The organism is Pseudomonas sp. H1_G08, from assembly GCF_054681355.1.
In genome coordinates this window covers 2,357,773-2,370,604 of sequence record NZ_CP162822.1, presented here as the reverse complement: position 1 = coordinate 2,370,604, position 12,832 = coordinate 2,357,773, and the positions used below count along the sequence as shown (strand labels likewise).

Annotated in this window: 15 protein-coding genes; 6 read left to right on the top strand and 9 right to left on the bottom strand. The window is 60.1% G+C overall.

What is annotated here, in order from left to right:
* Positions 1-240 carry a DUF2789 family protein gene (locus AB4N85_RS10675; RefSeq protein ID WP_252867780.1) on the bottom strand — a complete coding sequence of 80 codons (240 nt, stop codon included), beginning with the start codon at positions 238-240 and terminating at the stop codon, positions 1-3.
* 49 nt (positions 241-289) lie between these two features.
* Positions 290-502 carry a hypothetical protein gene (locus AB4N85_RS10670; protein WP_252869559.1) on the bottom strand — a complete coding sequence of 71 codons (213 nt, stop codon included), beginning with the start codon at positions 500-502 and terminating at the stop codon, positions 290-292.
* Positions 503-961: 459 nt separating this feature from the next.
* Between AB4N85_RS10670 and AB4N85_RS10665 the strand changes: the two genes are divergently transcribed.
* The 4 genes from AB4N85_RS10665 to AB4N85_RS10650 all read left to right on the top strand — a co-directional run bounded on the left by AB4N85_RS10665 (position 962) and on the right by AB4N85_RS10650 (position 3,301).
* Entirely contained in the window at positions 962-1,432 is a 471-nt protein-coding gene (locus AB4N85_RS10665) for a hypothetical protein (protein WP_039763128.1), read from the top strand.
* Complete coding sequence (locus tag AB4N85_RS10660) at positions 1,429-1,626, top strand: hypothetical protein (protein ID WP_076562405.1); 198 nt, start codon at positions 1,429-1,431, stop codon at positions 1,624-1,626. The genes AB4N85_RS10665 and AB4N85_RS10660 overlap by 4 nt, the downstream gene beginning before the upstream one ends.
* A gap of 125 nt (positions 1,627-1,751) precedes the next feature.
* Positions 1,752-2,768 carry an ABC transporter substrate-binding protein gene (locus tag AB4N85_RS10655; protein ID WP_252867779.1) on the top strand — a complete coding sequence of 339 codons (1,017 nt, stop codon included), beginning with the start codon at positions 1,752-1,754 and terminating at the stop codon, positions 2,766-2,768.
* 92 nt (positions 2,769-2,860) lie between these two features.
* Entirely contained in the window at positions 2,861-3,301 is a 441-nt protein-coding gene (locus tag AB4N85_RS10650) for a DUF3995 domain-containing protein (RefSeq protein WP_150635046.1), read from the top strand.
* Positions 3,302-3,417: 116 nt separating this feature from the next.
* Here the strand turns inward: AB4N85_RS10650 and AB4N85_RS10645 are convergent, their stop codons facing one another.
* The 7 genes from AB4N85_RS10645 to AB4N85_RS10615 form a co-directional block, all read right to left on the bottom strand.
* Entirely contained in the window at positions 3,418-3,780 is a 363-nt protein-coding gene (locus AB4N85_RS10645; protein WP_041480808.1) for a Na+/H+ antiporter subunit G, read from the bottom strand.
* Complete coding sequence (locus AB4N85_RS10640; RefSeq protein ID WP_041480807.1) at positions 3,777-4,055, bottom strand: K+/H+ antiporter subunit F; 279 nt, start codon at positions 4,053-4,055, stop codon at positions 3,777-3,779. Before AB4N85_RS10640 ends, AB4N85_RS10645 begins: the two co-directional genes overlap by 4 nt.
* A complete protein-coding gene (locus AB4N85_RS10635; RefSeq protein ID WP_252867778.1) occupies positions 4,052-4,540 on the bottom strand; it encodes a Na+/H+ antiporter subunit E in 489 nt (162 codons plus the stop codon). The genes AB4N85_RS10640 and AB4N85_RS10635 overlap by 4 nt, the downstream gene beginning before the upstream one ends.
* Positions 4,537-6,216, bottom strand: coding sequence for a monovalent cation/H+ antiporter subunit D (locus AB4N85_RS10630; protein ID WP_095180236.1), 1,680 nt, complete (start codon positions 6,214-6,216; stop codon positions 4,537-4,539). The genes AB4N85_RS10635 and AB4N85_RS10630 overlap by 4 nt, the downstream gene beginning before the upstream one ends.
* On the bottom strand, positions 6,213-6,557 hold the full coding sequence (locus tag AB4N85_RS10625; protein WP_252867777.1) for a Na+/H+ antiporter subunit C: 345 nt from the start codon (positions 6,555-6,557) through the stop codon (positions 6,213-6,215). Before AB4N85_RS10625 ends, AB4N85_RS10630 begins: the two co-directional genes overlap by 4 nt.
* Positions 6,557-9,475 (bottom strand): monovalent cation/H+ antiporter subunit A, encoded by a 2,919-nt coding sequence (locus tag AB4N85_RS10620; protein ID WP_305380967.1) that lies wholly within the window; start codon positions 9,473-9,475, stop codon positions 6,557-6,559. The genes AB4N85_RS10625 and AB4N85_RS10620 overlap by 1 nt, the downstream gene beginning before the upstream one ends.
* Before the next feature lie 170 nt (positions 9,476-9,645).
* Positions 9,646-10,581, bottom strand: a complete 936-nt coding sequence (locus AB4N85_RS10615; RefSeq protein WP_252867775.1) for a DMT family transporter — start codon at positions 10,579-10,581, stop codon at positions 9,646-9,648.
* Positions 10,582-10,666: 85 nt separating this feature from the next.
* On the opposite strand from AB4N85_RS10615, the gene AB4N85_RS10610 reads away from it, so the two are divergent.
* Both AB4N85_RS10610 and AB4N85_RS10605 read left to right on the top strand, forming a co-directional pair.
* A complete protein-coding gene (locus AB4N85_RS10610) occupies positions 10,667-11,230 on the top strand; it encodes a helix-turn-helix domain-containing protein (RefSeq protein ID WP_076562418.1) in 564 nt (187 codons plus the stop codon).
* Positions 11,231-12,634: an FAD/NAD(P)-binding protein gene (locus AB4N85_RS10605; protein ID WP_252867774.1), complete on the top strand. Its 1,404-nt coding sequence runs from the start codon at positions 11,231-11,233 to the stop codon at positions 12,632-12,634.
* Positions 12,635-12,832 lie beyond the last annotated feature (198 nt).

Genomic DNA, 12,832 nt, shown 5'->3' with positions numbered 1-12,832 from the left:
TTATTTACCGCGATGCAGGCGCACGTTCAGCTCATCGACAGTTATCGCTTCCTCACCGTCAGCACGCAGCCACTCTTTGAGTAATTGCGCCTGTTGGGGCGTCCAGAAATCGGCATCGATCAATTTGATATCAGATTTCAAAGGGTGGGCTTCGACAAAATTATTGATCGACGCTTCATCGGCCGGTAGGCCCAGCTGTTCGAAAAGGGTGGTCAGGTTATGCTCGGTTGGCAGTTCCATCATCTACTCCTGAATTGGTGCCGGTACGGCTTGTTCGTTCACTCCCTTATCAGAGGCAGGCGCTGGCGCGGAGTTCGATTTTTGATTCAAGCGAGCGGGCAAGGGCGCAGGCTTCGTTGTGATTGCCGCGGAAACCTCTGACACGTCCCGTGGATATCTCCTTGATGTGAAAGAACGCAATACCTGCCGGCACCACTTGAAAGTGCGGGGTTCGATGATCGTTAGAAGATGTCGGAAGGTTGTCGAGGTCGGCAACCTTCATCGTCAGAGATGGGGTGATTCGCGCGTCAGCCGACGTGGCAAAATGAGTCAAAGTGCACATATGAAGTCCTTTTCATCAGTCGGCCGGGATTTAACGGCCGTTGCGGGTAGTCGTAATGAGCATCGCTGCTCTAGAATCGCCAGTACCTGTTGACGACCGGGCTTATCTAAAGCAATTTTTCGCCAGCGATATGTCGGAAAAGTGCTTTTTTTCGTGAGAAATTTCCCTGAAGTTCGTAGTCAGAATTGCTCTAGTCGCACTTGAGGCGTTTTCCTTCAAGCTTTGGCGATTTCAGAGCAGGTTTCACTAATGACAATCCAGTAGTCTACGAACCTCGCGATTCAAGAGTGCTTTGCTCGCTTCGGGTGTTTGAATGTTTTTGCAGTTTTCATCGGCCTGGCCGTTTCTTTGCCGTGGGCGTTTTTCGCTGCGCGGTTTTTCAAATGTGGGGATGTTTCTTTGGCAGTCAGTAACCTCGATATGCATGCTTTGTTCGTGCTGGGTGATTTGCGTGCAAAGCTGGTCAAGCAATTCCAATCACGTTTTGTTTACATCACCGAGCAAAACGCCGAAGGCATTTACATCGCCGAAATCGACACCGAAAGTGCATTGGTAGTCGATGACAAACCGGGACTCAAACTCAAGGTTGGCGACCATTTCATCGCGTCAGTTTTGCCCAGCCGTGAAGGCGGCAAGATGGACATTCGTTTTCGCGACATCAAACTGACGGTCTACGGCCTGGGCGATTACGCCTTTGTCAGCACGGCCGACGGTCACGCGATCCTGTTCAAGGAAGGCCATAGCGTCGTCACCGTGTTCGCCGCCAATGAGCAGCTGCAGGAAGGTTTGACCAAAACCCTCAAAGCCGTCACTGCCAAAGCCGCCAAATGGCGCAAGGGCGAGCTGGTGACCTTCAAGGCCAGCGAGTGAAGCGCGCGGATTTCCATGCGCAAAATCTCGACAGCGCACGCGAAGAAGCTCAGCGCTTGTTCGCCCGCAAGGCCGAACTGCAAGGTGCCTGGCTGAGTTGGGTAGCGTCGCAGCTCTATGCATTGCAACCGGCGGCATACGCCAGCATGGTCAGACGTGAGCTGCAAAGCCTGCAGGAAAAGTCTGAAACGTAACACCGCGCGCAGCAGACCCCGGAAAAAGCAGGAACCTCGGCTAAAGTCAGTTGACTGAGTCATTCAGAGGCTTGCGTTTCTGTCAGGCCAACTGCCATTGCTGTGAACAGCACGAGGTGCGATGCATGAACGGATTTCGACGGTTATTGGCCGCCAGCGTGGCCACCTTTAGTTTGCTGACGTCAGCGCAATCGCTGCAGGCGGCACAGGCGCCGGTGCACTTTGCCGACCTGAACTGGGAAAGCGGCAGCCTGATTACCGAGGTGCTGCGGGTTATCGTCGAGAAAGGCTATGGCCTGCCGACCGACACTTTGCCCGGGACCACCATCACGCTTGAGACCGCGCTGGCCAACAATGACATCCAGGTGATTGGCGAGGAGTGGGCCGGGCGCAGTCCGGTCTGGGTCAAGGCCGAAGCCGAGGGCAAAGTGGTCGGCCTGGGCGATACGGTAAAAGGCGCCACTGAAGGCTGGTGGGTGCCGGAGTACGTGATCAAGGGCGATCCGGCCAAAGGCATCAAGCCGCTGGCGCCGGATCTGCGCAGTGTCACTGATCTGAAGAAATACAAGGACGTGTTCAAAGACCCGGAAAGCCCGGGCAAAGGGCGTTTCCTCAACAGCCCGATCGGCTGGACTTCGGAAGTGGTCAACAAGCAGAAGCTCACGGCGTATGGCTTGCAGGACGACTACACCAACTTCCGCAGCGGTTCCGGCGCTGCGCTGGATGCCGAGATCAGCTCTTCGATTCGTCGCGGCAAACCGGTGTTGTTCTATTACTGGTCGCCGACGCCACTGCTTGGCAAATTCAAACTGGTGCAACTGGAAGAGCCGCCGTTCGATGCCGAGGCGTGGAAGACGCTGACAGACGCCGATAATCCCAATCCCAAACCAACCCGCTCGCTGGCATCGAAGCTGTCGATTGGCGTGTCTACGCCGTTTCAAAAGCAGAACCCGCAAATCGCCGAGTTCTTCAGCAAGGTCGATTTTCCCATCGAGCCGCTGAACAAGGCACTGGCGGATATGAGTGACAAGCACACCGCACCTCGTGAGGCGGCGGTCGCGTTCATGAAAGCGCATCCGGACGTGTGGCAGGCCTGGTTACCCAAGGATGTGGCTGACAAGGTGACGGCTGATCTGAAATAACGCGGTCAACGCAGCGCACCGCCGACCGGTCGTGCAGGGGCAAAAAATCCGACTAGGATGGTTTGTTCAAATCCCTTTGAAGGATTTCAACCATGACCTTTGTGTTGGCTCAATGGCTGGTGACTGTGTTCGCGGCAATCGGCCTGATGCACGTGTATTGGGCGTTGGGTGGGCAATGGGCGGCTGCGGTGGTGGTGCCGCAGGTGCCGGTGTCGGGCTTCGTGGCCTCGGTACGCCCGGCCTTCAAGCCCTCAGGCTGGCTGACGCTGGCAGTCGCCGCTGCGTTGCTGATAATTGCCGCGCTGGTTTGCATGCGGGTCGGTTGGGGCGTGCCGGCGGTGCAGCACAAGGCACTGCAATGGGTGATCAGCGCGATTGCGTTGTTGATGTTCGCCCGAGCGATCGGTGATTCGAACCTGGTCGGATTTTTCAAGGAAGTGAAGGATTCGCGATTCGCGCGCCTCGATACCTGGGTGTATTCGCCGTTGTGTGCGCTGCTGGGGGCGGGGTTGTTGGCGGTGGCTTGGGTTTGAGCTGATCCGGAATTTGCGACGCCCCGACTGGCCGCTTCGCGAGCAGGCTCGCTCCCACACATGGGAGAGCGGATTTCTGGTGTAGCGATGGCGCCATCACAGGCGCCACATGATCATCAGTTACCACTTTCAGTCTGACGACTGCTCACCTCAGCCGGCACATCATCCCCGGCCATCCGCTTGCGGAACAACGCCGCCCGCGCCAGCAGCAGGGTGGTCACTGGCACGGTGATGGCCAACAGAACCGGAATCAGCCAGGCATGCACCACTGGCCCGGACTTCAGCGCTGAAAAGCAGATGATCGACGCCAGTGCCACACACCAGGCACCGATTGTCGACGCCAGCGCTGGCGGATGCATACGCTGGAAGTAATCCTTCATGCGCAGCAATCCGGTTGCGCCCAGCAGGGTAAACACGCCGCTGAGCACCAGCAGGACCGCCACCGGAATCTCGACCCACAAAGACAATTCGGCATTCATTCGATCACCTCGCCACGCAGCAGGAATTTCGCCAGGGCAAACGAGCCGACGAAGCCGAACAGCGCGATCAGCAGCGCGGCTTCAAAGTAGGTATCACTGGCGTAGCGAATGCCCAGGGTCAGCATCATCAGCATGGCGACGATATACAGGTAATCCAGCGCCAGTACCCGATCCTGAGCTGACGGACCTTTGAACAGACGCACCAGCGTCAGCGTCATCGCCACGCAGTACAGAAAAAGCGTGAGCAGAATCGCATTCGACAGCAACGGGCTCATTCGAAAATCTCCATCAACGGTCGCTCGTAGGTGCTTTTGAAGTGCTCGATAAACTGCGCCTCGTCGTGCAGGTCCCAGACGTGCAGCAACAGAACGCTGCGGTCCAGCGCCAGCTCCGACCATACGGTGCCGGGCACCACGGTGCAGATCATCGCCAGTGCCGCCAGACCATGAGCATCGCGCAGATCGAGCGGCACCTTGATAAAGCATGAGCTGGGCGGGCGCCGTCCGGCGTTGAGTACGCCCCAGGCGACGATCAGGTTGGACATGATCACGTCACGACCGACCAGGAGAAACAGGCGCAGCACGGCCATCGGATTGCGAATGCGCGCACGTTTCGGCCGCAATTTGCGCATCATCAGCGGCGCGGCGAAGCCCAGCGCGGCACCGAGCAGCAGATTGCCCGGGCTGACGGACAGGTTCAGGGTCAGCCACAAGACCCACAGCGCCAGCGATAACCACGGAGCCGGAAACAGTCGATTCATGGCTGCACCTCGAGCATGTCAGCTCTGGCTTGCGGACTCGGCACCGCACGTGTACCGAGAACTGCGAGCACATATTGCTGCGGATTGTTCAGCGCATCGGCCGTAGCCTGGGTGTAGCGCAACAGCGGTTCAGCCTTGAACGTCAGAACAATGCTCAGCCCGAGCAGCAGAAAAATCGGCGCGCATTCGAGTTTGCGCAGCAGTGGTGACGGGCGCTCCTCCGGCGTCCAGAAGCGCTGGATACCCAGGCGAGAGAAGGCCATGAGGGAGGCCAGACCGGTCAGGATCAACAGGGCCAGCAATCCCCATGCGCCGGGAGGCAGCGGCGCCGCAGTGCCAAGTCCCGACGGGTTGAGCAATGCCCCGATCAGGCTGAGCTTGCCGATAAATCCGGAGAGCGGTGGCATGCCGATAATCAACAGCGCGCAGGCAATGAAGCTCAAACCGAGAAAGGCCATGGTCCACGGGATGACCTGACCGACCACGGCTTTCTGTTCGTCGTCGAGGTTGATGCCCTTGGGCGGTTGCAGCGATTCCTGCGGGCGCGGAAGCAGTTCGCTTTCGTCCTCCAGCGGAATTTCGTTGGCCGAGCGCGAGCGCTCGATCAGTTCGGCCAAGAGGAACAGCGCGCTCAGCGCCAGGGTCGAGCTGACCAGATAGAACAGCGCAGCGCCGATCAGGTTCGGCTGGGCGAAGCCGATCGCCGAGAGCAGGATCCCCGCCGACACCAGAATGCTCAGGCTGGCCATGCGCTCCAGGCGTTGCGCGGCGATAATCGCCAGCCCTGCGCAAGCCATGGTCGCCATGCCGCCGTAGATGAGCCAGTCGCCGCCGAAGAATGCCGAGGCGCCGGCCTGACCGGAAAACAGCAGCGTCCACAGGCGCAGCAGGGTGTAGACGCCGACCTTGGTCATGATCGCAAACATCGCCGCCACTGGCGCGCTGGCCGAGGAATAGGCCGGCACCAGCCAGAAGTTCAGCGGCCACATCCCGGCCTTGGCCAGAAACGCTACCGCAAGAATCCCCGCGCCAGCATGCAGCAGGCCACGATCGGCTTCCGGCACCAGCGGAATCTTCATCGCCAGATCAGCCATGTTCAGCGTGCCGGTCACCCCGTAGATCAATGCAGCGCCGATCAAAAACAGTGACGATGCCAACAGGTTGATCGAAATGTAATGCAACCCCGACGACACCCGCGCCCGGCCCGAGCCGTGGAGCAACAAGCCGTAGGATGCGGCGAGCAACACTTCGAAGAATACGAACAGGTTGAACAGATCAGCCGTCAGGAACGCGCCATACAGGCCCATCAGCTGGATCTGGAACAGAGCGTGAAAGCTTGAGCCGGCGCCGTCCCAGCGGGCCATGGCAAACAGCAACGCACTGACGCCGATAACGCCGGTCAGCACCAGCATCAGTGCCGACAGGCGATCAACCACCAGGACGATGCCGAACGGTGCCTGCCAGTTGCCCGGCAGGTACACACCGATGGAGCCGGGCACCCCGGTGGTCTGCGTCCATTGCAGTAGCATCACTGAAATGAACAAGCCGAGGAGGCTGGAGAACAGGTTGATTTTCGCCTTCAGCGGCCGGTGTTTCTCGCCGAGCATCAGCATGATTGCGGCGGTCAGCAGCGGCAGCAGGATCGGTGCAGCGATCAGGTGAGTCATCGCCATCATTCTTTAGGCTCCCGGCCGTCGACATGGTCGGTGCCGGTCAAGCCGCGCGAGGCGAGCAATACGACGAGGAACAGTGCGGTCATGGCGAAGCTGATGACGATCGCCGTCAGCACCAGCGCCTGGGGCAGCGGGTCGGTGTAATGCAGCAAGTCCTGGGTCACGCCGTCCTTGATCACCGGCTCCTTGCCGATGAACAGGCTGCCCATGCTGAAAATGAACAGGTTGACCGCATACGACAACAGACACAGGCCCATGACCACCTGAAAGGTACGCGGGCGCAGGACCAGCCAGACCCCGGACGCGGCGAGAATGCCGATGGCGATTGCGATGACTTCTTCCATCAGACGGCTCCTTTGCTGGCGACTGACTTGGGCAGCGAGGCCGTCTTGTGGCCGCGCACCGATTGGTGGGCGAGGGCGGTGAGAATCAGCAGCGTCGACCCGACCACCACGGCGTACACGCCAATGTCGAAGAACAGCGCACTGGCGATATGGATGTCGCCCAGCACCGGCACGCTGATGTGCCAGGTGTGAGTGGTGAGGAACGGATAGCCGACCAGCATCGCACCGAGACCGGTGGCGGTGGCGAACAGCAGACCGGTGCCCATCCAGCGCAATGGACGCAGGCTCATTTGCGCCTCGACCCACTGCGTGCCGGCAACCATGTATTGCAGGATAAAGGCCACCGACATCACCAGCCCGGCGACAAAACCGCCGCCCGGCTGATTGTGCCCGCGCATGAACAGGTAAAACGACACCACCAGCGCGACAGGCAGCAGCAGGCGCACCAGCACTGCCGGCACCATCATGAAGCCGAGCGCGGTGTCGCTGGCCGAACGCGGGTTGACCAGATCGGTGACCACGTCCGGTGCCAGCAGACGTTGCTGCGCCGGCAATTGCAGGCTTTCCTTCGGCGGGCGGAAGCGGCGCAGCAGGGCGAACACGGTGAGCGCCACGGCGACCAGCACGGTGATTTCACCGAGGGTGTCGAAGCCACGGAAGTCCACCAGCATCACGTTGACGACGTTGCTGCCGCCGCCCTCGGGCAGGGCGCGACTGAGGTAGAAAGAGGAAATATGGTTCGGCGTCTGCCGGGTGAGCATGGCGTAGGACAACAGCGCCATCCCCGCACCGACCGCAATCGACAGCAGCAAGTCGCGCAGACGACGGATACGCGCCTTGCGCAGGCTGCCTGGCAGTGGTGAGACTTCTTCGATGCGTCTCGGCAACCAGCGCAGACCAAGCAGGATCAACACCGTGGTCACCACTTCGACCGCCAGTTGTGTCAGCGCCAGATCCGGCGCCGAGAACCAGACAAAGGTCACGCAGGTCATCAGGCCACAGACGCTGACCATGGTCAGTGCAGCGAGACGGTGATATTTGGCCTGCCATGCGGCGCCAAGCGCACAGGTGATCGCCAGCAGCCACAGGGTCACGAAGACGATGGAACCGGGAATTTTCGGCCGGTCGCCCCAGGTCAGCGTGCTGTGCAGCATCGGGATCAGACCGGCGAGCACGGCGGCCGAAACCATCAGGAACAGCTGCATCTGCAAACGCTTGGTGCCGAGGCGCCGCTCGACGCGCCGGGCGATGCGCATCATCACGACCAGACTGCGCTCGAACAAACGCTTGCCGTTGAAGCGCCCCACCAGCGGCGGATACTTGAAATGGCCGAGCCTGAACTGCTTGCGCAGCAGCAGATAGAGGATGATGCCGCCGGACATGGCGATCAGGCTCATGATCATCGGTGCGTTCAAACCGTGCCAAATGGCCAGGCTGTATTCCGGCAACTCACCACCGACCACCGGCAGTGCCGCAGCGGCGAGTAATGGCCCGACGATCTGCGCCGGGAAAATCCCCACCAGCAGACAGGTGAAGACCAGCAACTCGACCGGGGCGCGCATCCAGCGCGGCGGCTCGTGCGGCGTGTGTGGCAGGTCAGTGGCGGTGGGGCCGAAGAACACGTCGACGGTGAATCGCAGGGAGTAGGCGACGCTGAACATGCCGGCGATGGTCGCGACGATTGGCAGACTGGTCTCGACCCACGCGGTGGCGTTGATGAACACGGTTTCGGCGAAGAACATTTCTTTCGACAGGAAACCGTTGAGCAGCGGCACGCCGGCCATTGAGGCACTGGCGACCATGGCCAGCGTCGCCGTATAGGGAATCAGTTTGATCAGACCGCTGAGCTTGCGGATATCACGGGTGCCGCTTTCGTGGTCGATGATGCCGGCGGCCATGAACAGCGAAGCTTTGAACGTCGCGTGGTTGAGAATGTGAAAAACTGCTGCCACTGCGGCCAGTGAACTATTGAGGCCCAGGAGCAAAGTGATCAGACCGAGATGGCTGATGGTCGAATAGGCCAGCAAACCTTTGAGATCGTTCTGGAACATCGCGCAGTACGCGCCAAGCAACAGTGTACAGGCGCCCGCTCCGCTGACGATGTAGAACCATTCCTCACTGCCGGACAGCGACGGCCACAGACGTGCCAAAAGGAAAACCCCGGCCTTGACCATGGTCGCCGAGTGCAGATAGGCCGAGACGGGCGTCGGTGCCGCCATCGCGTGGGGCAGCCAGAAGTGAAACGGGAATTGCGCGCTTTTGCTCAGCGCGCCGATCAGGATGAGTGGCAAAAGAACAGGGTAGAGGGCATGTGCACGAATCAGATCGCCGGCGGCCAGGACCTTGTCCAGGTCATAGCTGCCGACGACATGGCCGAGAATCATGACCCCCGCCAGCAGACATAACCCGCCGGCACCGGTGACCATCAGCGCCATATAAGCCCCGCGCCGCGCATCGGCGCGGTGGTGCCAGTAGCCGATCAGCAGGAACGAGAAGAGGCTGGTCAGCTCCCAGAAGAACACGATCTGAATCAGGTTGCCGGAGATCACCAGCCCGAGCATGGCGCCCATGAACGCCAGAAAAAATGCGAAAAAGCGCGGCACCGGATCGTCCGGCGACATGTAATAACGGGCATATAAGGAGACAAGTGTGCCGATGCCGAGCACCAGCATCGAGAACAGCCAGGCGAAGCCGTCCATGCGCAAAATGAAGTTCAGCCCGAGGCTGGGCAACCACATGAATTCTTCGCGGATCACGCCACCGTGGGCGATTTGCGGGTACAGCATCGCGACCTGAACGGTGCCGATCAAAGCGACCAGACCCGCCAGCAGCGATTCGGCATTGCGCGCATTGTGCGGCAGCACCGCTGCCAGACAGCTGCCGATGAACGGCAGAAGCAGTAGAACTATCAGGGACATAGGCTTCTAATCTGCGGAAGTTTGTGAAGCATCATACGTGCCAGCTCCCTGATCACCAAACGCGAGGATGTCTCAGAATCCTACAAAGTAGTCCGGAATTTTGTGTTTGGCGTTGTTTCAGGGGCAACAATGGTGCGGCGCTTTCGCGAGCAGCCAGAAAAGATTGCGGGTCACGCCTGCGTTTCCCGCTCCAGCTCAGCTTCTGCCTCGGTGGACCTTCCCTTGGTCTTCAACTCACTGACAATCACCGCCGCCACAATCAGCCCGGCGCCCACCAGTGCAATCGCCGGCAAGCGCTCTCCGGCAATCCGTCCGACAATCCCGGCCCACACCGGTTCACCGGCATAGATCAACGTCGCCCGAGTCGGCGAAACACTCTTCTGCGCCCAGTTCATCGCCACCTGAATCGCCGCACTTGCTGCGCCCAGACCCAAAGCGGTCACCAGCAACAACCAGGAAAATTCCGGAATCACTTCACCGGTCGGGACCACCAGCAAGAACGACAACACCGCCGTCACCGCCAGTTGCACCACCGTCACCCGCCGCACATCAACCTGCCCGGCGAAAGTGCTGATCAAAATGATTTCAGCAGCAATCGCAACGGCGCTGATCAAGGTCGAAATTTCTCCCGGACTGAAATTCAACGCCGCCCCCGAAGGACCCGACAACAGCATCAACCCGGTAAACGCCAACATGATACCGATGCTCGGCATCAATCCTGGGCGACGGCCAAGTACCAGCCATTGCAGCAGCGGCACAAACGGCACATACAGCGCGGTAATGAACGCCGACTGACTGCTCGGAATACTTTGCAATCCGACCGTCTGCAGGCCGTAACCGAGCATGATCGCTACACCGATGAACGACCCTGCCTTGACTTCGAACAAGGTCAGTTCGCGCAGATGACGCCAGGAGAACATCGCCACGATCGCCGCCGCGGCGGCAAAGCGCAGGCCGACAAAAAACATCGGGCCGCTGACCGTCATGGCATGTTGCACAATCAGAAACGTGCCGCCCCAGATCATGGTGATCAGCACCAGCACGCACTCGGCTTTGCTGAAGCGGGAAAAGCGGATTCGGGACGCAGAATTGTTTGGCGACATCATGACCTTGCGCACATTAAAAGGGAGGCCGCACAATGCCGCCAACGTTGCGCAGTATACTGCCCAACCCCACCGAGTGAGCAATATAGTGCACAAAGATTCGACTCAGCGAGCCTCCGTCCTGCAACACGTCAGCCAGAACGTTCGACGCCTGCGGCATGCGGCGGATATGAGCCAGACCGCACTGGCGGAAAAGTCCGGGGTCAGCCGACGGATGCTGGTGGCGATCGAGGCGGGGGAAAAGAATGTCAGCCTGACCACGCTTGATCGCGTCGCCGAAGCGCTCGACGTTGCGTTCAGTGATCTGATCCAGGCGCACGATGCGCGCGATCCGAGCCGTATCAACGAGGTTGCCTGGGCTGGCACGATTGCGGGCAGCAGGGCCGTGCTACTGTCCAAAGCCACCGCGAGCCGCGAAGTCGAGCAATGGGAGTGGTGCCTGCAACCGGGCGAAGTTTATCCGTCACAACCGGACGCCGATGGCTGGAGCGAGCAGATCTACGTATTTGAGGGTTGCCTGACGCTGATGCTCGGGGATCAGCCGCAGTACATCAACAAAGGAGAGTTTTTCATGTTCGCCAGCAATCAACCGCATGCCTACCGCAACGATGGCGATGTGGCTGCGCGGTTCGTGCGTAATGTGGTGATCTGAATGGAGCAGCCTGCGGACATTCTGATCATCGGCGGCGGCCTTAGCGGCACGATGCTGGCAGTGCAATTGCTCCGGTTGCCGGGGCAACGAAAGATTCTCATCATCGAGCCTCGCGCTGAACTGGGACGTGGTGAGGCTTACAGCGCAGTCGAGTTGGGACATACGCTGAACGGCAACGCGGCGCGGATGAGCGTCGATCCGGATAATCCTGATGATCTGACGCAGTGGCTGACCGCGCATATTGCCGGCGGCGGCTGGCCGGAATCTGCCGAGCAGGATGTGCCGGTCAGTGAGCTGTTTCCGCCGCGCGGCCTGTTCGGGGTCTATGTGCAACAGCGTCTGGCTGAGGCCCGGGCGGTGGGCGCGCTGCAAGGTTCGACCGTTGAACATATTTGTGCTGAAGCCGTCGACCTGCAAAGCGATTCCGGCTCAACGCAGCTCACCTTGAGTGATGGCCGGATTTTGCGTGGGTCGCAGGCGGTGCTGGCCACCGGCATGTTTCCCGCCGCTCGCACGCCGCAGACGCAATCCAGTGGCCTTAACGCCGCAGCGCTTGATCCCTGGGATGTGGCGGCCATGCGCGAACTCGACCCGCAGTCCACCGTGGTGATCATCGGCTCCGGTCTGACCATGGTCGATGCCGTGGTGTCGCTGGAGCAGGCCGGGCACCGTGGGCCGATCGAGGTATTCTCCCGGCATGGCCTGCTGCCGCACGTGCGCCGTCAACCGCCGGCCTGGGTGGATTTTCTGGCAGCAGATCACAGCATCCGCACGCCACGCCAGTTGGTGCGCGAATTGCGCCGACATTGTCGCGACGCAATCGCCCAAGGCATCGACTGGCAGGCGCCGCTGGATACGGTTCGCGCGCATATCGCGCGGTTGTGGAGTCAGGCGACTGACGTGCAGCGTCGACAATTCGTACGGCATGTACGGCCATGGTGGGAGAGTCACCACCATCGTTCGCCGCCACTGAGTGCCGAGTTAATCGAACGGCTGCACAAGGAAGGACGCTTGCGCATTCACGCCGCGTCATTCAAGGGCATTGAGCCCGGCGCTGGCGATGCTGTGACCATTCGCATCCGTCCTCGGGGTGAGGCTGAAACATCTACTGTAAGTGGTGCGGCGCTGATCAACTCCAGCGGTATTGAATACGACTGGCGGCGAGTCGCACGACCGTTGCCACAGCAGTTGCTGGCGCGGGGGCTGGTGCGGCCGGGGCCGTTGGCGCTGGGGATCTCGGCAAAGGACGGCGCAGTGGTGGGTGCCGAAGGGCGGGTGAGTAGTCAGCTGTTTGCCATGGGCCCGCCGTTGCGCGGGATGTGGTGGGAGAGTACGGCAGTGACGGACGTCGCTGCGCAGGCTAAAGCGTTGGCTCGGCGGTTGGTGGATAGCCTGAGAGACTGATGTGTTTTTCTTGGGCCTCTTCGCGAGCAGGCTCGCTCCCACAATGGGATTCAGGTTGTTACTACAATTTGCGGCACACCATAAATCCTGTGGGAGCGAGCTTGCTCGCGAAAGCGTCATCTGATTCAACGTCTCTGTTGAATGAAAGACCGCTATCGCTGGCAAGCCAGCTCCCACATTGGGCTTTTGTGACGGCTT